Raw genomic sequence first — 18,816 nt, 5'->3', positions numbered from 1 at the left:
GGTCTCCATGGTCGCAGAACGCCGCCCGGCGGGAAATCTTCGGGTGATTCCCGGTCAGTGCTGGCAGACTCGACGCCATGACCACGACGCTCAAGTCCAGGCTGCACGATGACCTCACCGCGGCGATCAAGGCGCGCGACGAGCTGCGCTCCTCCACCCTCCGGCTGACCCTCACCGCGATCTCGAGGGAAGAGGTCGCCGGTGAGAGCGCTCGTGAGCTGTCCGATGCCGAGGTGGAGAAGATCATCGCGCGCGAGGCGAAGAAGCGCCGTGAGGCCGCCGATGCCTTCGCCAAGGGCGGGCGGGCCGAGCAGGCCGAGCGGGAGCGGGCGGAGGGCGAGGTGCTCGCCGCGTATCTGCCGAAGCCGCTGACGGATGATGAGCTGAATGCCCTGGTGGCGGAGGCGGTACGGGAGGCCGCGGCCGGCGGCGCCGAGGGGCCGCGGGCCATGGGTGCCGTGATGAAGATCGTCAACCCGAAGATCGCCGGCCGGGCGGAGGGCGGCCGGGTCGCCGCCGCGGTGAAGCGGCAGCTCGCGGGCGGATAACGGCTACGGAGGGTATCCGGGCGCACGCTTTAGGTGTCTGCGGCGGTGCGGTCCCTGCCGCGTATAGCCGCGTACAGAAGCCGCATATAGCCGCATACAGGAAAGGGGGCCGGGCATCTCTGTCCGGCCCCCAGCGCTCAGCCACCGGCTACCGCGGCCACTGCCAGCCGCCGCCGTTCCCGTTGCCGTTCCCGCCGCCGTTTCCGTTGCCGCCGCCGATCAGGTCCGGGGGAAGGGAGATGTCCGGCCACGGGTCCTCCTGGCCGCCGTTGTTTCCGCCCCCATCGCCGTGACCGGGCCTGTCGCCGCCCGGCTTGTCGCCGGGGTCGGGCCTGTGCCGGCTCGGGTCCTTGATCGGTACGGAGACGAAGTTCGGTGCCGGCTTGCCCTCCAGCGCGCCGCTCATGGCGTCCTTCCAGATGGGGCCGGGGGTGTCGGCGCCGTAGACCTTGTCGTGGGGGACGCCACCGATGGTGATGTTCTCCATCTTGACGCCCTTGGCTCCGGGGCCGCCGACCCAGACGGCGCCCGCCAGGTTCGGGGTGTAGCCGACGAACCAGGCTGCCTTCCGCTCGTCCGTCGTACCCGTCTTGCCTGCGCTCGGCCGGCTCCGGAGGCCGGCCTGCTTGCCGGTGCCGTCCTCGACCACGCCGCGCAGCAGTGTGTTGATGGTGTCCGCGGTCTTCTCCGACATCGCACGCGAGCACGTCGACTTCGGGACCTCCAGCGCCTTGCCGCCCGGGCCGGTGATCGACTCGATGAAGACGGGGGAGCAGTAGACGCCGCGGTTGGCGAAGGTCGCGTACGCGTTGGCCATCGTCAGCGGGGAGAAGCCCTCGCTGCCGAGGGTGAGGGAGGGCACCTGGTTGTGGTCCTTGCCGTCGGCGCGCTTCACGCCCATCTTGTCGGCCATCCGCGTCACCGGGCAGACCCCGATGTCGCTGATCAGCTGGACGAAGTAGGTGTTGACCGACTTGGCGGTCGCCTCCTTCATCCCGTACGGGCCGACCTCCTTCTCGTTCTCGTTCTCGACGGTCGCGCCTTCGTCGTTGCTCCAGGTGCCCTTGCAGGTGGTGACCGGGCTCGGGTACTCCATCTTGTACGGCGAGGAGTAGCGCTGGTACGGCTTCTTGCCCTGCTCGATGGCGGCCGCGGCGGTGATCGGCTTGAAGGTCGAGCCGACCTGGAAGCCGTAGTTCGAGCCGCCCATGGACTTGTCCGCGGAGAGGTTGATCTGGGTCTCGTCCTTTTCGAAGCCGTACGGCTTGGACTGGCCCATCCCCAGCACCTTTCCGGTGCCCGGCTCGACCAGCGAGACGGCGGTGGCGACCGAGTCCGACTGGTAGACGTGCGATTCGATCGACTTCTGGACCGACTTCTGGGCCTTCGGGTCGAGTGTCGTACGGATCGTCAGCCCGCCCCGGGTCCAGCGCTTGGCGCGAGCCTCGCGCGTTTTGCCGAAGACCGGATCGTTGAGGAAGACCTCGCGGACGTAGTCACAGAAGAAGCCGGCGCCCTGGACGGCCGTGATGCAGCCGCTTCTGGGCATGCTGACCTTGAGGCCGAGCGGCTTCTTCCGGGCGGCGGCGGCCTGCGCCGGGGTGATGTCCTTCACCTCGGCCATGCGCCGCAGCACGGTGTTACGACGGGCCTTGGCCGTCTCCGGGTGCATGACCGGGTCGTAGCTGCTCGGCGACTGGACGAGACCGGCCAGCAGCGCGGCCTGCTCCAGCTTCAGATCCTTGGAGGGTTCGCTGAAGTAACGCTGGGAGGCGGCCTCGATGCCGTATGCCTGCTGACCGAAGAAGGTGATGTTCAGGTAGTTCTCGAGGATCCGCTTCTTGCCCAGTTCCTTCTCGACCTTGATCGCGTACTTCAGTTCCTTGATCTTGCGGCCGATGGACTGCTGGGTGGCCTCGGCGACCTTCTTCTGGTCGTTGCCCGCCTCCTCGACGAAGACGTTCTTCACGTACTGCTGGGTGAGCGTGGAGGCGCCCTGGGAGACGCCGCCGTTCTGCGCGTTCTTGTTGAGGGCACGCAGCACGCCCTTGAGGTCGATCGCCCCGTGCTCGTAGAAGCGCGCGTCCTCGATCGCGACGATCGCCTTGCGCATGTACGGGGAGACGTCCTTCAGCTTCACTATGGTGCGGTCGCGGGAGTAGACCTTCGCGATCTCGCCGCCCTTGGCGTCCAGGATGATCGTCCGCTGGCTGAGCGGCGGTGTCTTGAGATTGGCCGGAATGTCGTCGAATTCCTCGACTGTTCCCTTGGCCGCGAGGCCGAGCGCGCCGACGGCGGGCAGTGCGAGTCCGGCCATGACGGCACCGGCCAGCGCGCTGACGCCGAGGAACTTGGCGGCCTGTTGAGCGGTGGACAGCCCGCCGCCCGAGCGCGTGTTACCCATGAGGGGCAGCCTACGTGTCGAATCGCCGGACAGGGGACCGCGTGTTCGCATAAGCTGTTTCACGCCAGTCACAGCTGTGTGGCTGTGTCGCACCCCCAACTCTCACTCAAGTGAGTGATGAGACCTGTCCGGATTGCCGTTACCTGTCATGAACTGCCCTTTGTTCGGCGGGTGAACTGCCCGGGTTTGCGCCAGTAATCGCAAATGTCACCAGCTCACTCCGTTGGGTGATCTGCCGCGTACCCATAGTCCGTTCGGGCCATCCAAGATTGGGCCCGCAGGGGGTGTTGCACCCTGTCTGCCTTCCGTAACGTCCTCAACTGGCGACGGTGAATATGCCGTTTGTCGCCGTGGGGGAGCTCCGATTCGGGAGAGGACGGCGCCAGCATGGGCTGGGTAACCGACTGGAGTGCGCAGGCCGCCTGCCGCACTACTGATCCAGATGAACTGTTCGTCCAGGGCGCGGCACAGAACAGGGCAAAGGCGGTCTGCACCGGATGCCCGGTGCGCACCGAGTGCCTTGCGGACGCCTTGGACAACCGTGTCGAGTTCGGCGTGTGGGGAGGGATGACCGAGCGCGAGCGGCGGGCACTGCTGCGCCGCCGGCCGACGGTGACCTCCTGGCGCAGGCTCCTGGAGACCGCGCGCACCGAGTACGAGCGCAGCGCGGGCATCCTGCCCTTCGACGACGAGGAGTACGAGCGCTTGGCCGCCGTCGGATAGGCCGACGGCGCGGGCGGCCGACGCTCGGCCGGTCATCGGCCGGCGATCGCGTCTGCCTCCGTGTCATCTCACCCACCTCTCGGCACAGGCATCACGTCGTGTCGAGTGGGGGTGCGCATTACGGGCGCGCCTGGCCCGGTACGCGTACGCCTCGTCCCGCACGAGCTACGGCCACGGTCATCGCCACGGTCGCCGTAGGAGGACAGGCGGCGCGGCTCGCCGTAGGAGGTCGGGCGGCGCGGCGTCGAACGGGTGTCGGCGGGCCGGGGGCTGGCCCGCCCTGGGGAACCCGTCGGGGCGCCCGCCGCCATCGGGCGCACGGTGCCGTGGGCACACCGGGTCAGCCCGCCATGCCCTCAGCGCCCTCGGCCCGGCCGCCTTCAGGCTGCGACGGGGCAGGTCTGTCCATGGCTCTGTGGCCCTGTCCATGGCTGCGGCGTCACGACCTGAGTTCATGGCTGCGGCGTCATGAGCGTCATGAGCTGAGCCCGCCATGAGCTGAGCCCGCCATGGGCCGAGCCGACCGTGGCCAAGCAACCATGGGCCGAGCCGGCCATGGGCTACCGGCTCAGCCACGAGCCCGCTGCGGGCAGAGGCTTAGGTCAGCCCGCAGCGCGCTTGGTCCGCTCCGTCGGGACCGCGAGGCGTTCGCCGATCGCCTGCAGCCCTGTCAGGTCGTGTACGTCTCCAGGGAGTGCGGCCACTTGGGCCACCGGAACCTCGGGGTGGAGCGCCGTGAAGCGGTCGTGCGTGCGCTGCTCGCGTCCGAGCACCTGCATACGCTCCGCGTGCAGCCGAAGCAGTCCCGCGGCGAGCCGCTCCGCCGACGTGTCCGCCGACGTGGGGGAGACGTCGGGGTCCGCTGCCGGGGCGTTCCGCGCTTGAGCATTCCCTGAGTGGGGATCGACAATGCCGCCGATGACAAAATTTTCTGCGCCGTCGCCGTTCTTGGCTGGATCACTTCCCTGAGCGGGGTCGACGGGGTCGACGGGCTCCACGGGATCGTCCAACAAGGCCAGGGTCTCCGCGGCCGCCAGCGCCCGTTCCGCGGAAAGCTGTTCGGCTCCGCTGCCGTGCACCCGGTTCAGCACCAGCCCGGCCAGCGGCATCCGGTCCGCGGCCAGCCGTTCGACGAAGTACGCCGCCTCCCGGAGGGCGTCCCGCTCGGGGGCGGCCACTACCAGGAACGCCGTACCGGGGGCCTGGAGCAGCCGGTAGGTGGCCTCCGCGCGGGTACGGAATCCGCCGAACATCGTGTCCATCGCGGCGGCGAACGTCTGCACATCGCGCATCAGCTGTCCGCCGAGCACCTTGCTGACCGTGCCCGTCATCATCGACACGCCCACGTTCAGAAACTTCATCCCGGCCCTGCCGCCGACCTTCGCCGGGGCCATCAGCACCCGGATGAACTTCCCGTCCAGGAACGAGCCGAGACGTTTCGGCGCATCCAGGAAGTCCAGCGCCGACCGGCTCGGCGGGGTGTCGACGATGATCAGGTCCCATTCGTCGCGGGCCCGCAGCTGGCCGAGCTTCTCCATGGCCATGTACTCCTGCGTGCCCGCGAAACCTGCCGAAAGTGATTGGTAGAAGGGGTTCGCCAGGATCGCGCGGGCGCGCTCGGGGTCGGCGTGCGTCTCGACGAACTCGTCGAAGGTCCGCTTCATGTCCAGCATCATGGCGTGCAGTTCGCCGCCGTTCTCGTCGCCGATGCCCTCCACCCGTCGCGGGACGTTGTCGAGCGCGCCGATGCCCATCGACTGGGCGAGCCTGCGGGCCGGGTCGATGGTGAGGACGACGACCTTACGACCGCGCTCGGCGGCCCGTACGCCCAAGGCGGCGGCCGTGGTGGTCTTGCCGACGCCGCCGGAGCCGCAGCACACCACGATGCGGGTCTGCGGGTCGTCCAGCAGCGCGTCGGTGTCCAGCCGGGGTGCCACGTCCATGCTCATGCCGCCTCCTGCGTACGGCTCGTACCGCTGCTCGTACCGCTCCTACCGCTCCTACCGCTCGTGCTGCCCGTAGTGCCCGTAATGCCCGTAGTGCCCGCCTTGATAGTGCCCGCGTCCGTCGCGTCCGTAGTACGGTCCGCGCCGGCGCCGCTCACGACGGCCACTGCTTGCGCAGATCCGCCGCCAGCCGATAGAGCCCGGCCAGGTCGACGCCGTCCGTGAGCAACTCCAGCTCGTGCAGCGGCAGCCCCAGCCCGTCCAGCTCGGCCCGCTGCGCCCGCTCCAGCGCGACGCGCTCCGCGTGCTCGCGCGCCTGCTCCAGCAGCGGGCCGACCAGCCGCTCGGCGAGGCCGCCGCGGCGCGCGCCGCCCAGCCCCGCCAGCGAGAGCGCCTTGGCGACGGCCGCACGCTGCCCGTTCGCGGCGGACTCGACGGCCTCGTGGTCGAGGATGGCGGGCCGCACCATGTTGATGATGACCGCGCCCGTCGGAAGGCCGTCGGCGCACAGCTCCGCGATGCCGTCCGCGGTCTCCTGGACCGGCATCTCCTCCAGGAGCGTCACCATATGGACCGCCGTCTGGGGGGATTTCAGGACGCGCATCACGGCCTGGGCCTGATTGTGTATCGGGCCCGTCCGGGCCAGCCCCGCCACCTCGTCGTTGACGTTCAGGAAGCGGGTGATGCGGCCGGTCGGCGGGGCGTCCATGACCACGGAGTCGTAGACGAAGCGGCCGTCCTTGCCCTTACGGCGCACCGCCTCGCACGCCTTGCCGGTCAGCAGCACATCCCGCAGCCCGGGGGCGATGGTGGTCGCGAAGTCGATCGCGCCGAGCTTCTTCAGGGCGCGACCGGCCGAGCCCAGCTTGTAGAACATATGGAGGTAGTCGAGGAGTGCGAACTCCGGATCGATGGCCAGCGCGTGTACCTCCCCGCCGCCCGGCGCGGTGGCGATCTTCCGCTCCTCGTAGGGAAGGGCCTCCGTTTCGAAGAGCTGTGCGATGCCCTGGCGTCCTTCGACCTCGACCAGCAGGGTTCGCCTGCCATCGGCCGCGAGGGCCAGCGCGAGTGCGGCGGCGACCGTGGTCTTGCCGGTTCCGCCCTTGCCACTGACGACATGGAGCCTGCTCACACTGGGGAGCCTAACCAGTAGGCCCGCGGGCTACGCACCAGGGCCCGGCGGAGAGGCATTACAGTCGGCCCCATGACCAAGTGGGAATACGCGACCGTACCGCTGCTCGTGCACGCCACGAAGCAGATTCTGGACACCTGGGGCGAGGACGGCTGGGAGCTCGTCCAGGTCGTCCCCGGGCCGAACAACCCGGAGCAGCTGGTGGCTTACCTGAAGCGGGAAAAGCAGTGAGCGGGGCCGAGCAGAGGATCGCAGGTCTCGGCCTGAAGCTGCCCGAGGTCGCGGCGCCCCTGGCCTCCTATGTGCCCGCGGTCCGCACGGGCGCGTACATCTATACCTCCGGTCAGCTGCCGCTGGTCGAGGGCACGCTGGGCGTGACCGGCAAGGTCGGCGCGGAGGTGACCCCGGAGGAGGCCAAGGAGCTGGCGCGGATCTGCGCGCTGAACGCCCTGGCCGCCGTGAAGTCGGTCGCCGGCGACCTCGACAGGATCGTGCGGGTCGTGAAGGTCGTGGGCTTCGTGGCCTCGGCGCCGGACTTCACCGGCCAGCCGGGTGTCGTCAATGGCGCGAGCGAGCTGCTGGGCGAGGTGCTGGGCGACGCGGGCGTGCACGCGCGCAGCGCGGTGGGCGTGGCGGTGCTGCCGCTGGACGCTCCGGTCGAGGTGGAGATCCAGGTCGAGATCGCGGACCAGTGAACGGAACCGTGTGCGGACCGGTGATCGGGTCCGTACGCGGACTGGCGCGCGGACAGGCGCACGCACCGGTGAGCAAGCCGGCGAGTGAACCGGCGAGTGAGCCGATGAGTGAACCGGCGCACCGGACGGCGCACACACGGGCGCCCGCGCCAGGGGCGGCTCCATGCCGACGGGTGCCTCTCGAACATCAGCCCGCAAACGCATAGCATCCGGCCATGTCCACTACGAATGGCCAGTGGTACCCGCCCGAGTGGCCGGAGCGGATCCGGCAGCTGTCGGCCGGGGAGCTCACGCCGGTGACACCACGCCGGGCCGCCACCGTGCTGCTGCTGCAGGACGGGCAGGACGAACGGGGCGGGGACGGGGAGTACGCGCAGGAGAGGCCCGACGAGGCGGCTGGCGCCGCTGGGGCCCGGGAAGGGGCCGAGGCGGCCGCGGAGGCCGTACGAGAGGGGGCGGGCGGGGCCGGCGGGCCCGTCGTCTACATGCTGCGCAGACGCGCCTCCATGGCTTTTGCCGGAGGCGCGTACGCCTATCCGGGTGGTTCCGTGGATCCGCGCGACGAACGGATGGTCGCCTGGGCCGGGCCCTCGCGCGCTCAGTGGGCGCAGCGGCTGGGTCTCGACGCGGGGGACGCGACACAGGCGCAGGCCATCGTGTGCGCGGCGGTCCGCGAGACCTTCGAGGAGGCGGGGGTGCTGCTCGCGGGCCCGACGCCGCATACGGTTGTCGCGGACACGACCGGCGACGACTGGGAGGCCGACCGCGCGGCGCTCGTCGCCCGGGATCTGTCCTTCGCCGAGTTCCTCGACCGCCGCGGGCTCGTCCTCCGCTCGGACCTGCTCGGCTGCTGGGCCCGCTGGATCACCCCGGAGTTCGAACCGCGCCGCTACGACACCTGGTTCTTCGTGGCTGCGCTACCGCGGGGGCAGCGCACCCGCAACGCCTCCACGGAGGCGGATCGGACCGTCTGGATCCGGCCGGGCGAGGCGGCCGACCGTTACGACCGGGGCGAGCTGCTGATGATGCCGCCCACCATCGCGACCCTGCGCCAGCTGCGGCCGCACGGCACGGTCGCCGACGCGCTGGCCGCCGCCGCGGACCGGGATCTGACGCCGGTCCTGGCACAGGCGCGGCTGGAGAACGGGGAGCTCGTGCTGAGCTGGCCCGGCCATGACGAGTTCACCAAGCACATCCCGGGCGCTACGGGGGGAGCCTCCGCATGACATACGCAGACGCTCTGCCCGGCCAACCGCGCGGAGGCGCCGTCGGCGGCCCGGCCACCGACCGGGCCGTATGCGTCCTGGCGCCGAACCCCTCGCCCATGACGCTGGACGGCACCAACACCTGGATCATCGCCGAGCCGGACTCCGACCTCGCCGTCGTCATCGACCCCGGGCCGCTCGACGATGCCCACCTCAAGGACGTCATCGCCACGGCCGAGCGCGCGGGCAAGCGCGTCGGGCTGACGCTGCTCACCCATGGCCACCCGGACCACGCGGAGGGCGCGGCGCGCTTCGCCGAGCTGACGCGTACGCGCGTACGGGCCCTGGACCCGGCCCTGCGGCTGGGGGACGAGGGGCTGGAGCCGGGGGACGTCATAACCACCGGCGGCCTGGAGCTGAGGGTGGTCCCCACGCCCGGCCATACGGCCGACTCGCTGTGCTTCCACCTGCCGGCCGACGCCGCGATCCTCACCGGCGACACGGTGCTCGGCCGCGGTACTACGGTTGTCGCGCACCCGGACGGGCGCCTCGGCGACTATCTGGACTCGCTGCGCCGGCTGCGGTCGCTGACGGTGGACGACGGCGTCTCGACGGTGCTCCCGGGCCACGGGCCCGTCCTGAACGACGCCCGGGGCGCGGTGGAGTACTACCTGGCGCATCGCGCCAACCGCCTCGCCCAGGTGGAGACGGCGGTCGAGAACGGCTATCGCGCCCCCTCGGAGGTGGTGGCGCAGGTCTACGCGGATGTGGACCGGTCCCTGTGGCCGGCCGCGGAGCTGTCGGTCCGCGCCCAGCTGGACTATCTGCGCGAGCACGGCCTGATCTGAGCCCGACGGGCCTCCCTCCGTGCCCCGAGCCGCCTTGCCCGCCGGCAGCGTGCGCGCCCGCAGGACGGCGAAGGGTCCTCGCCGGAGCGTCCGGCGAGGACCCTTGTGTGCGTACGGCGGGGTGAACCCCCGACGTCAGCGAGAGCGCTTGGCGAGCCGCTCGACGTCCAGCAGGATCACGGCGCGCGCCTCCAGGCGCAGCCAGCCGCGGCCCGCGAAGTCGGCGAGGGCCTTGTTGACGGTCTCGCGGGAGGCGCCGACCAGCTGGGCCAGCTCCTCCTGGGTCAGGTCGTGGACGACATGGATGCCCTCCTCCGACTGCACACCGAAGCGGCGCGACAGGTCCAGCAGGGCCCTGGCGACCCGTCCGGGGACGTCGGAGAAGACGAGGTCGGACATCTGGTCATTGGTCTTGCGCAGACGCCTGGCCACGGCGCGCAGCAGCGCCGAGGCGACCTCGGGGCGGGCGTTGAGCCACGGCTGGAGGTCGCCGTGGCCGAGGCCGAGCAGCTTGACCTCGGTGAGGGCGGTGGCGGTGGCGGTGCGCGGGCCGGGGTCGAACAGCGACAGCTCGCCGATCAGCTCGCCGGGGCCGAGCACGGCCAGCATGTTCTCGCGGCCGTCGGGAGAGGTGCGGTGGAGCTTCACCTTGCCTTCGGTGACCACGTACAGGCGGTCGCCCGGGTCCCCTTCGTGGAAGAGCGCGTCACCCCGCGCGAGGGTGACCTCTCCCATGGAGGCGCGCAGCTCAGCGGCCTGCTCGTCATCGAGCGCCGCGAAGAGCGGGGCGCGCCGCAGAACGTCGTCCACGAGTCTCTCCTTGTCGACATGCACAGGGGACCGTCGTCCCCATGATGCCGGACGGTAAAACAGTGCGATCAATCACAAGTTTGACTCACCGGTCTGGCGGAGTGTGCGGCAGGGGTCCGATTAAGCGGCCTCTCCATGATGGCCGGGGCGGATGTCGGCGGCTGGGCTTAGGCTGGCCGGGTGTCCAATACGCCGGTGAGAGCACAGGGCAAGGGGGCCGGACGGGTGACGGCATCGCGAAATTCCGCCGTGAGCGAACAGAGATCTGCCGAGACGGCAAAAGCCGCGAAGCCGCATAAATCGGTCAAGCCCTCCTCCGGGGCCTCCCGACCCGAGTCCCGGCTCGCGCTCGTCCGCCGCGCCCGGCGCATCAACCGCGAGCTCGCCGAGGTGTATCCGTACGCCCATCCCGAGCTGGACTTCGAGAACCCCTTCCAGCTGCTGGTGGCCACCGTGCTGTCCGCCCAGACCACCGATCTGCGGGTCAACCAGACCACCCCCGCGCTCTTCGCCGCCTACCCGACCCCCGAGGACATGGCGGCCGCCGACCCGGACGTCCTGGAGCAGCTGATCCGGCCGACCGGCTTCTTCCGCGCCAAGGCCAAGTCGCTGCTCGGACTGTCCGCCGCCCTCCGCGACCGGTTCGGCGGCGAGGTGCCGGGGCGGCTGAAGGACCTGGTGACCCTGCCCGGCGTGGGCCGCAAGACGGCCAATGTGGTCCTGGGCAATGCCTTCGGGGTGCCGGGTCTGACCGTGGACACCCACTTCGGGCGGCTGGTGCGGCGCTGGAAGTGGACCGAGCAGGAGGATCCGGAGAAGGTCGAGACGGAGATCGCCGCGCTCTTCCCGAAGAGCGAGTGGACGATGCTCTCGCACCGCATCATCTTCCACGGCCGCCGGGTCTGCCACGCCCGTAAGCCCGCGTGCGGCGCCTGCCCGATCGCCCCGCTGTGCCCGTCGTACGGGGAGGGCGAGACCGACCCGGACAAGGCGAAGAAGCTGCTGAAGTACGAAATGGGCGGCCAGCCGGGCCAGCGGCTGCGTCCGCCGGCCGACTACCCGGGCCGTCCGGCCCCGCCCCTGGGGACGGCGGGAGCCGCCGGAGCCCCGGGAGCCGCCGAGTGACGAGCATCTACGGCGGGGACGTGGGGGTCAGCCTGCAGGGGCTGCCCGAGTGGCTGCTTCCCGTCGCGCGCCTGGCCGAGACGATCGAGCCGCGCCAGCTGAGCCGGTTTCTGCCGCCGCCGCAGGGCGGCGGCCGCCCCTCAGCCGTGCTGGTGCTCTTCGGGGAGGGCCCCGGCGGCCCCGAGCTGCTGCTCATGGAGCGCTCCGGCTCCCTGCGCTCGCACGCGGGCCAGCCCTCCTTCCCCGGCGGCGCGCTCGACCCGCAGGACGGTGATCCGGACGGGGCGGGGCCGCTGCGCGCGGCGTTGCGCGAGGCCGAGGAGGAGACGGGGCTCGACCCCTCGGGCGTCCAGATCTTCGGGGTGCTGCCGCGGCTCTACATCCCGGTGAGCGGCTTCGTCGTGACACCGGTGCTGGGCTGGTGGCACCGGCCAAGTCCGGTCCAGCCGGTGGACCCGGCCGAGACGGCCCGGGTCTTCACGGTGCCCGTGGCGGATCTCACGGATCCGGCCAACCGGGCGACGGCGGTGCACCCGAGCGGTCACCAGGGCCCCGCATTCCTGGTCGGAGGCGCTCTGGTCTGGGGTTTCACGGCCGGAGTGATCGATCGCATCCTGCACTACGCGGGATGGGAGCGACCTTGGGACCGCGCCAAGCACGTCCCACTCGACTGGCGCGCGTGAGACGGTGTCCCGGTGAATGTGCTGGACATCCTGCTGTTGCTCGCCGCCATATGGTTCGCGGTCATCGGCTACCGCCAGGGCTTCGTCGTCGGCGTACTGTCGGTGACCGGATTCATAGGCGGCGGTCTGATCGCGGTCTATCTGCTGCCGGTCATATGGGAGGGCACCTCCGACAAGGCGTCGCCGGGCACCTTGGGTGCCGTCGTCGCGGTGGTGCTGGTGATCGTCTGCGCCTCGGTGGGCCAGGCCGCCACCACCCATCTGGGCAACAAGCTGCGCCGGTACATCACCTGGTCACCCGCGCGCGCCCTGGACGCGACCGGCGGCGCGCTGATCAACGTCGTGGCGATGCTGATGGTCGCCTGGCTGATCGGCTCCCTGGTGGCCGGCACCTCCCTGCCCACCATCGGCAAGGAGGTCCGCGCCTCCAAGGTGCTGCTCGGGATCGACCGCGTGATCCCGGAGGAGGCGGACACCTGGTTCGACGACTTCTCCTCGGTGCTCGCGCAGGGCGGCTTCCCGCAGGTCTTCTCGCCCTTCGCGAACGAGACGATCACCTCGGTGCCGCAACCGGATCCGGCGCTCGCGCAGTCCCCGGTGGCCACCCGAGCCCAGCAGAGCATCGTCAAGGTCGTCGGCACCGCCCCCAGCTGCGGGAAGGTCCTGGAAGGCAGCGGCTTCGTCTTCTCGCCGCACCGGGTGATGACCAACGCCCACGTGGTCGGCGGGGTCGACGAGCCGACCGTCCAGATAGGCGGCGAGGGCCGGCTCTACGACGCGAAGGTCGTGCTCTACGACTGGAAGCGCGATATCGCGGTCCTCGATGTGCCCTCGCTGGGCGCGCCGCCGCTCCAGTTCGCCCAGGACGACGCGCACACCGGCGATGGCGCGATCGTCGCCGGTTTCCCGGAGAACGGCGCCTTCGATGTGCGCGCAGCCCGCGTACGCGGCCGTATCCAGGCCGACGGCCCGGACATCTACCGCCGCACCACCGTGCACCGCGATGTCTACTCGCTGTACGCGACAGTGCGGCAGGGCAACTCCGGCGGCCCGCTGCTCACCCCGCAGGGGCGGGTGTACGGCGTGGTCTTCGCCAAGTCCCTGGACGACGCGAACACCGGGTACGCGCTGACGGCGGACGAGGTGCGCAGCGACATCGAGCAGGGACGCACCGCCGACCAGCCGGTGGACAGCCAGGGGTGTGCCCTCTAGGGCCCTGTCCGGACGATGGTGCTACCGGAGGCGCCGGAAGATGCCTGGTGCGGTGCTAGCGGCCGCGTGGATGGCGTAGCCGCGCCGACACCCAGCGGGCACGGCGGCGGATGATACGAGGAATCCCCATATTGGGGTCATGGCCTTGGGTAGGCCCGGAGCCGCCCCGCTCGGAAACGCTCAGCGCGGCATTGGCAGCGGCGGCGGCTTCGGGGCCGCGGCCGCTTGGTGCGTCACGGTAGTCGTGCGTCCAGCCCATACCCCCGTCTCTGCCCGTGGCCCAAGGTCCGTAATCGCCGCTGGCTGCGCCAATTGGCCTATGCTCCGGGCAATTGGCTGTTCGTACGACATGTGTTCGGACACCGGGAGCGCGGCGGTCGCTATGCGTACCGCCGGTGACGCTCACCGGTCAGGTTCGGGGTCCTTCAGCCAGTTGATCAGCTCGGTGGAGAAGGCCGTCGGGTCCTCCTCGTGCGGGAAGTGCCCGAGCCCGTCGAAGAGCCGCCAGCGATACGGCGCCTCCACGTACTCCCCGGAGCCCGCGGCGCTGCGCGTGCGCATCACCGGGTCGAGTGACCCGTGCAGATGCAGCGTCGGCACCCGCACCGGCCGCTTCATCCTCCGGTTGAACTGGAAACCGTCCGGGCGCGCCAGCGACCGCACCATCCAGCGGTAGGGCTCGATCGAGCAGTGCGCGGTCGACGGGATCATCATCGCCCGCCGGTACGCCTCCACCACCTCGTCCTCGGGCAACTGCGGCCCGGACCAGTCCCGGATCAGCCGTCCCACGGCCGCAGCGTCGTCCGCGACCAGGGCGCGTTCGGGCAGCCAGGGCCGCTGGAAGCTCCAGATGTGCGAGCCGGCGGCGCTCTGCTTCACGTCCGTGAGCATCGCCGAGCGCCAGCGCCGCGGATGCGGCATGGAGGCCACCGCGAGCCGCCGGACCAGCTTCGGCCGCATCACGGCGGCCGTCCACGCCAGATATCCGCCCAGGTCATGGCCGACGAGCGCGGCGTCCGGCTCGCCGAGCGAGCGGACCACACCGGTGATGTCGAGGGCCAGGTTGGCCGGGTCGTAGCCGCGGGGCGTACGGTCGCTGCCGCCGACGCCGCGCAGATCCATCGCGACCGCCCGGTAGCCGGCGTCGGCGAGCGCGGTCAGCTGGTGCCGCCAGGCCCACCAGAACTGCGGAAAGCCGTGCAGCAGCAGCACCAGTGGGCCGTCACCCAGCTCGGCGATGTGGAAGCGCGCGCCGTTGGCCGCGACATCCCGGTGGGTCCAGGGGCCGTCGAGCCGTACGACCGACGCGGTGGTATCAGGGACGGTCATGCCGACGAGCGTGTCACATCCCGTACCGGGCGTCCGCCATCGGCCGCCGCACGCGGATGCGGCTTGACGTTCCCCAGTACGGCGGCCGTCTCCTTGGACGAGGCGATGGACCGCTTCGGGGGCTTGACCTTCTTGAACTTCGCCAGCGCGAACAGGCCCGCGACACCGGCGAACAGCCAGTAGATGCCGCCCACGATCAGAAAGCACCAGGCGAGTCCGAGGCCGGTCCAGGCACGCATGCCGTAGGCGAGGGCGAAACTCAGCACCGGCAGCGAGAACAGCACCAGCACACCGGCCACCATGCCGGCACCGCTGCCTGCCGCGGCGCGCTTTGCCCCCACCCGGAGCTCGGCCTTGGCCAGCGCGATCTCGTCGTGCATCAGCGCGGACAGCTCGGTGGTCGCCGTTGCCACCAGCTGGCCGAGGCTGCGGTTGCCGCCGTCATCGGCTGCGCTCATCGCCCATCTCCCTCTGCTCTTGTACGTCTTCCGGTCGTACTGCGCCTGGTACGTCTTCTGCGCATTTCCACGGTCGTCAAGCCTCTCAGATCATGCCGGACCATCGTCGCCGGAGTCGTTCGCGTCAGCCACTTCGGCAAGCCGCCGGTGCTCGGCGGCCTTCGCCTCATGAATGGCGGCCATCCGCAGGTGGTACCGCGGGCTGTCGAGTTCATAGATGTCGGGGATGCCGTCCATGTCCTCGTCGCGCTCCTCCTCCTGACACAGCCGCCGGTACTCGTTGTTGCGCAGCTTCAGCAGGACGCCCGCGAGCACCGCGGCACAGACCGAGCCGATGAGGACCGCCGCCTTCACCTCCTCGGCGAGCGAGGGGTCGTCGGGGAAGGCGAGTTCGCCGATGAGGAGGGAGACGGTGAAGCCGATTCCGGCGAGGGTGGCCACGGCGAACACATCCGCCCAGGCCAGATCCTCATTGAGCTCGGCCTTGGTGAAGCGGGCGGCGAGCCAGGAGCCCCCGAAGACGCCGATGGCCTTGCCGACGACGAGGCCGAGGACCACGCCGAGGGTCTCGGGGCGGGTGAAGACGTCCGCGACGGCATCGCCGGAGATCGGCACCCCGGCCGCGAACAGGGCGAAGAGCGGTACGGCCAGCCCCGCCGACAGGGGCCGCACCCGGTGTTCGACGCGCTCGGCCGGGGAGTGGTCCTCGCCTTCGCGCACCGTGCAGCGCAGGATCAGGCCCATCGCGACGCCCGCGACGGTGGCGTGCACGCCACTCGCGTGCATCAGCGCCCAGATCACGATCCCCAGCGGGACGTAGACATAGGCGCCGCGCACGCCCTTGTGGTGCAGCAGCCAGAACAGGGCGAGACCGGCGAAGGCCAGGCCGAGGGCGACGAAGTCGAGCTCGTGGGTGAAGAAGATCGCGATGATCAGGATAGCCCCGAGGTCGTCGACCACCGCGAGGGTGAGCAGAAAAGCGCGCAGCGCGGCGGGCAGCGCGGTGCCGATGACGGCGAGGACGGCGAGCGCGAAGGCGATGTCGGTCGCGGTCGGAACGGCCCAGCCCCGGAGGCTGCCGCCACCGGACGCGTTGACGACGACGTAGACGAGCGCGGGCACGGCCATACCGCAGACGGCGGCGACCACGGGCAGCGCGGCGGCCTTCGGGTCGCGCAGCTCGCCCGCCACAAGCTCGCGCTTGAGCTCGATACCTGCGACGAAGAAGAAGACGGTGAGCAGCCCGTCGGTGGCCCAGGAGGCGACCGGCAGATGGAGATGGAGCGCCCGGGGACCGAAGGAGAAGTCCCGGACGTCGCCGTAGACGTCGCTGAGCGGGGTGTTCGCGAAGATCAGAGCGGCGATCGCGGCGACGAGCAGGATGATGCCGCCGACGGTCTCGGTGCGCAGCGCGTCGCTCACGAACGTCCGCTCGGGCAGCGGCATCCGCCCGAGGAACTTACGGCTGGTGGGCGCGGCCACGGGCGGGGCCTCCTGGGGGTCGATGGTGCGGATACACGTGTGCTGTGTGCCGACCAGTCTTCCCGGCGCGCCTGAGTCAATCTTGTCGCGCTTCTTACGCGACCGATCACCACCCTATCCGCAAACGATGGGGGGCGCCCCCTGCCAGCTTGGGGGGCGCCCCTCATCCGTGCACCGCTGTGACCAAGGCCGGTTCTCGTCGGCCGACCGTGGCGTGAGTCCTGCGTCAGTCCTCGGCCCGGCGTCAGTCCTCGCTGGGCGCGGACGGCAGCTTGGTCTGGATCAGCTCCATGACGGAGGAGTCGGTGAGCGTGGTGACATCGCCGAGCGCGCGGTTCTCGGCGACATCGCGCAGCAGCCGACGCATGATCTTGCCGGAGCGGGTCTTGGGCAGCTCACCCACCGGCAGGATCCGCTGGGGCTTGGCGATCGGGCCCAGTTGCTTGGCGACATGCGCCCGCAACTCCTCGACCAGCCCCTCGTCCTCGGCGGCGCCGCCGCGCAGGATGACAAAGGCGCAGATGGCCTGGGTGGTCTGCGGATCGGTGGCCCCGACGACGGCGGCCTCGGCGACCTTGGGGTGCGAGACGAGCGCCGACTCGACCTCGGTCGTCGAGATGTTGTGGCCGGAGACCAGCATGACGTCATCGACCCGGCCGAGCAGCCAGATGTCGCCGTCGTCGTCCTTCTTGGCGCCGTCGCCCGCGAAGTAGCGATTCTGGAAGCGGGACCAGTAGGTGTCCAGATAGCGCTGGTCGTCGCCCCAGATCGTACGGAGCATGGACGGCCACGGCTCGGTGAGGACCAGGTAGCCGCCGGAGCCGTCCGGCACCTCGTTCGCCTCGTCGTCGACGACGGTGGCGCAGACACCGGGGAGCGCCACCTGGGCCGAACCGGGCTTGGTCGCGGAGACGCCCGGCAGCGGGCTGATCATGATGCCGCCGGTCTCGGTTTGCCACCAGGTGTCCACGACGGGCGTGGTGTCCGCGCCGATGTTCTTGCGGTACCAGATCCATGCCTCGGGGTTGATCGGCTCGCCGACCGAGCCGAGAAGACGCAGCGACGACAGATCGAACTTGGCCGGGATGTCGTCGCCCCACTTCATGCAGGCACGGATCGCGGTCGGGGCGGTGTACAGGATCGTGACCCCGTACTTCTGGACGATCTCCCACCAGCGGCCCTGGTGCGGGGTGTCCGGGGTGCCCTCGTAGAGGACCTCGGTCGCGCCGTTGGAGAGCGGGCCGTAGACGATGTACGAGTGGCCGGTGACCCAGCCGACGTCCGCCGTGCACCAGAAGACGTCCGACTCCGGCTTGAGGTCGAAGACGGCGTGGTGGGTGTAGGAGACCTGGGTGAGATAGCCGCCGGTGGTGTGCAGGATGCCCTTCGGCTTACCGGTCGTGCCCGACGTGTAGAGGATGAACAGCGGGTGCTCGGCGTCGAACGCCTCGGGGGTGTGCTGCTCCGGCTGCCGGGACACGATCTCGTGCCACCACACATCGCGGCCCTCGGTCCAGGCCGCGTCTTCGCCGGTGCGGCGGACGACCAGCACACTGCGCACGTTCTCGGTTCCGGGGCGGGTCAGCGCCTCGTCGACGGCGGGCTTGAGCGCGGACGGCTTGCCCCGGCGGTAGCCGCCGTCGGCGGTGATGACGACGCGGGCGTCGGCGTCCTGGATCCGGGTGGCGAGAGCGTCGGCCGAGAAGCCGCCGAAGACCACGGAGTGCGGGGCACCGATGCGGGCACAGGCCAGCATCGCGACCACGGTCTCCGGGATCATCGGCAGATAGATGGCGACGCGGTCGCCCGCCTGGACGCCCAGCTCGGTCAGCGCGTGGGCCGCCTGGGAGACCTCCCGCTGCAGCTCGGCATAGGTCAGAGTGCGGGTGTCGCCGGGCTCTCCCTCGAAGTGGAGGGCCACGCGGTCGCCCAGGCCGTTCTCGACGTGCCGGTCAACGCAGTTGTACGCCACATTGAGCTTGCCGTCGGCGAACCACTTCGCGAACGGCGGGTTCGACCAGTCCAGTGTCTCGTTCGGCTCGGTCGCCCAGGTCAGCCGACGGGCCTGTTCGGCCCAGAAGCCCAGGCGGTCCGCCTTCGCCCGCTCATACGCCTCCGCTGTGACGTTGGCGTTGGCGGCCAGGTCGGCGGGCGGCGCGAAGCGACGCTCCTCCCGAAGAAGGTTGGCCAGGCTTTCGTTGCTCACGACATCTCCC

18 protein-coding genes are annotated in these 18,816 nt (G+C 70.5%); 9 read left to right on the top strand and 9 right to left on the bottom strand.

The window, feature by feature from the left end:
* The first annotated feature begins 77 nt into the window (after positions 1 to 77).
* Positions 78 to 548: a GatB/YqeY domain-containing protein gene (locus tag ABZU99_RS25075; RefSeq protein WP_356047862.1), complete on the top strand. Its 471-nt coding sequence runs from the start codon at positions 78 to 80 to the stop codon at positions 546 to 548.
* 148 nt (positions 549 to 696) lie between these two features.
* Here ABZU99_RS25075 and ABZU99_RS25070 read toward each other — a convergent pair whose 3' ends face one another.
* Complete coding sequence (locus ABZU99_RS25070) at positions 697 to 2,952, bottom strand: transglycosylase domain-containing protein (RefSeq protein WP_356047860.1); 2,256 nt, start codon at positions 2,950 to 2,952, stop codon at positions 697 to 699.
* A 387-nt stretch (positions 2,953 to 3,339) separates the two neighbouring features.
* On the opposite strand from ABZU99_RS25070, the gene ABZU99_RS25065 reads away from it, so the two are divergent.
* Positions 3,340 to 3,675 (top strand): WhiB family transcriptional regulator, encoded by a 336-nt coding sequence (locus ABZU99_RS25065; RefSeq protein ID WP_355947224.1) that lies wholly within the window; start codon positions 3,340 to 3,342, stop codon positions 3,673 to 3,675.
* Between the two features lie 602 nt (positions 3,676 to 4,277).
* On the opposite strand, the gene ABZU99_RS25060 is transcribed toward ABZU99_RS25065, so the two are convergent.
* Together ABZU99_RS25060 and ABZU99_RS25055 are read right to left on the bottom strand one after the other, a co-directional pair.
* On the bottom strand, positions 4,278 to 5,624 hold the full coding sequence (locus tag ABZU99_RS25060; RefSeq protein ID WP_355947227.1) for an ArsA family ATPase: 1,347 nt from the start codon (positions 5,622 to 5,624) through the stop codon (positions 4,278 to 4,280).
* 151 nt (positions 5,625 to 5,775) lie between these two features.
* Positions 5,776 to 6,753 (bottom strand): ArsA-related P-loop ATPase, encoded by a 978-nt coding sequence (locus ABZU99_RS25055; RefSeq protein WP_355947230.1) that lies wholly within the window; start codon positions 6,751 to 6,753, stop codon positions 5,776 to 5,778.
* A gap of 72 nt (positions 6,754 to 6,825) precedes the next feature.
* On the opposite strand from ABZU99_RS25055, the gene ABZU99_RS25050 reads away from it, so the two are divergent.
* The 4 genes from ABZU99_RS25050 to ABZU99_RS25035 all read left to right on the top strand — a co-directional run bounded on the left by ABZU99_RS25050 (position 6,826) and on the right by ABZU99_RS25035 (position 9,501).
* Positions 6,826 to 6,984, top strand: coding sequence for a DUF4177 domain-containing protein (locus ABZU99_RS25050; protein WP_003991873.1), 159 nt, complete (start codon positions 6,826 to 6,828; stop codon positions 6,982 to 6,984).
* Positions 6,981 to 7,448 carry a RidA family protein gene (locus ABZU99_RS25045; RefSeq protein ID WP_355947233.1) on the top strand — a complete coding sequence of 156 codons (468 nt, stop codon included), beginning with the start codon at positions 6,981 to 6,983 and terminating at the stop codon, positions 7,446 to 7,448. Before ABZU99_RS25050 ends, ABZU99_RS25045 begins: the two co-directional genes overlap by 4 nt.
* 215 nt (positions 7,449 to 7,663) lie before the next feature.
* Positions 7,664 to 8,674, top strand: a complete 1,011-nt coding sequence (locus ABZU99_RS25040; RefSeq protein WP_355947235.1) for an NUDIX hydrolase — start codon at positions 7,664 to 7,666, stop codon at positions 8,672 to 8,674.
* The gene (locus ABZU99_RS25035) at positions 8,671 to 9,501 is read left to right on the top strand and encodes an MBL fold metallo-hydrolase (RefSeq protein WP_355947238.1); all 831 of its coding nucleotides are present in this window, start codon (positions 8,671 to 8,673) and stop codon (positions 9,499 to 9,501) included. Before ABZU99_RS25040 ends, ABZU99_RS25035 begins: the two co-directional genes overlap by 4 nt.
* A gap of 135 nt (positions 9,502 to 9,636) precedes the next feature.
* On the opposite strand, the gene ABZU99_RS25030 is transcribed toward ABZU99_RS25035, so the two are convergent.
* Positions 9,637 to 10,311, bottom strand: a complete 675-nt coding sequence (locus tag ABZU99_RS25030; protein WP_014061749.1) for a Crp/Fnr family transcriptional regulator — start codon at positions 10,309 to 10,311, stop codon at positions 9,637 to 9,639.
* Positions 10,312 to 10,536: 225 nt separating this feature from the next.
* Here ABZU99_RS25030 and nth point away from each other — a divergent pair, with 225 nt between their 5' ends.
* The 3 genes from nth to ABZU99_RS25015 are packed head-to-tail and all read left to right on the top strand — an operon-like array spanning position 10,537 to position 13,331.
* On the top strand, positions 10,537 to 11,436 hold the full coding sequence (gene nth / locus ABZU99_RS25025; RefSeq protein WP_355947241.1) for an endonuclease III: 900 nt from the start codon (positions 10,537 to 10,539) through the stop codon (positions 11,434 to 11,436).
* On the top strand, positions 11,433 to 12,119 hold the full coding sequence (locus ABZU99_RS25020) for a CoA pyrophosphatase (protein ID WP_355947244.1): 687 nt from the start codon (positions 11,433 to 11,435) through the stop codon (positions 12,117 to 12,119). Before nth ends, ABZU99_RS25020 begins: the two co-directional genes overlap by 4 nt.
* 12 nt (positions 12,120 to 12,131) lie before the next feature.
* Positions 12,132 to 13,331: a MarP family serine protease gene (locus ABZU99_RS25015; protein ID WP_356047856.1), complete on the top strand. Its 1,200-nt coding sequence runs from the start codon at positions 12,132 to 12,134 to the stop codon at positions 13,329 to 13,331.
* A gap of 55 nt (positions 13,332 to 13,386) precedes the next feature.
* Here ABZU99_RS25015 and ABZU99_RS25010 read toward each other — a convergent pair whose 3' ends face one another.
* From ABZU99_RS25010 to acs, 5 genes are all read right to left on the bottom strand, one after another.
* Entirely contained in the window at positions 13,387 to 13,590 is a 204-nt protein-coding gene (locus ABZU99_RS25010) for a hypothetical protein (RefSeq protein ID WP_355947251.1), read from the bottom strand.
* A 143-nt stretch (positions 13,591 to 13,733) separates the two neighbouring features.
* Positions 13,734 to 14,660, bottom strand: coding sequence for an alpha/beta hydrolase (locus ABZU99_RS25005; RefSeq protein ID WP_356047854.1), 927 nt, complete (start codon positions 14,658 to 14,660; stop codon positions 13,734 to 13,736).
* The gene (locus tag ABZU99_RS25000) at positions 14,657 to 15,118 is read right to left on the bottom strand and encodes a phage holin family protein (RefSeq protein ID WP_355947257.1); all 462 of its coding nucleotides are present in this window, start codon (positions 15,116 to 15,118) and stop codon (positions 14,657 to 14,659) included. Before ABZU99_RS25000 ends, ABZU99_RS25005 begins: the two co-directional genes overlap by 4 nt.
* 90 nt (positions 15,119 to 15,208) lie before the next feature.
* Positions 15,209 to 16,600 (bottom strand): Na+/H+ antiporter NhaA, encoded by a 1,392-nt coding sequence (gene nhaA, locus ABZU99_RS24995; RefSeq protein WP_355947260.1) that lies wholly within the window; start codon positions 16,598 to 16,600, stop codon positions 15,209 to 15,211.
* 244 nt (positions 16,601 to 16,844) lie between these two features.
* On the bottom strand, positions 16,845 to 18,806 hold the full coding sequence (gene acs / locus ABZU99_RS24990; protein WP_356047852.1) for an acetate--CoA ligase: 1,962 nt from the start codon (positions 18,804 to 18,806) through the stop codon (positions 16,845 to 16,847).
* Between the last annotated feature and the right edge of the window lie 10 nt (positions 18,807 to 18,816).

The sequence above is a fragment of the Streptomyces sp. NPDC005266 genome, assembly GCF_040607655.1.
Classification (GTDB): Bacteria; Actinomycetota; Actinomycetes; order Streptomycetales; family Streptomycetaceae; genus Streptomyces.
This window is presented reverse-complemented; position numbering and strand designations above follow the sequence as displayed.

What these genes read in the sequence shown, in the direction of transcription:
- ABZU99_RS25065 (WP_355947224.1), top strand. Translation starts at nt 3,340, where the DNA reads ATGGGCTGGGTAACCGACTGGAGTGCGCAGGCCGCCTGCCGCACTACT.
- ABZU99_RS25040 (WP_355947235.1), top strand. Translation starts at nt 7,664, where the DNA reads ATGTCCACTACGAATGGCCAGTGGTACCCGCCCGAGTGGCCGGAGCGG.
- ABZU99_RS25060 (WP_355947227.1), bottom strand. Translation starts at nt 5,624, where the DNA reads ATGAGCATGGACGTGGCACCCCGGCTGGACACCGACGCGCTGCTGGAC.
- ABZU99_RS25050 (WP_003991873.1), top strand. Translation starts at nt 6,826, where the DNA reads ATGACCAAGTGGGAATACGCGACCGTACCGCTGCTCGTGCACGCCACG.
- ABZU99_RS25005 (WP_356047854.1), bottom strand. Translation starts at nt 14,660, where the DNA reads ATGACCGTCCCTGATACCACCGCGTCGGTCGTACGGCTCGACGGCCCC.
- ABZU99_RS25075 (WP_356047862.1), top strand. Translation starts at nt 78, where the DNA reads ATGACCACGACGCTCAAGTCCAGGCTGCACGATGACCTCACCGCGGCG.
- ABZU99_RS25010 (WP_355947251.1), bottom strand. Translation starts at nt 13,590, where the DNA reads ATGGGCTGGACGCACGACTACCGTGACGCACCAAGCGGCCGCGGCCCC.
- ABZU99_RS25000 (WP_355947257.1), bottom strand. Translation starts at nt 15,118, where the DNA reads ATGAGCGCAGCCGATGACGGCGGCAACCGCAGCCTCGGCCAGCTGGTG.
- ABZU99_RS25035 (WP_355947238.1), top strand. Translation starts at nt 8,671, where the DNA reads ATGACATACGCAGACGCTCTGCCCGGCCAACCGCGCGGAGGCGCCGTC.
- ABZU99_RS25070 (WP_356047860.1), bottom strand. Translation starts at nt 2,952, where the DNA reads ATGGGTAACACGCGCTCGGGCGGCGGGCTGTCCACCGCTCAACAGGCC.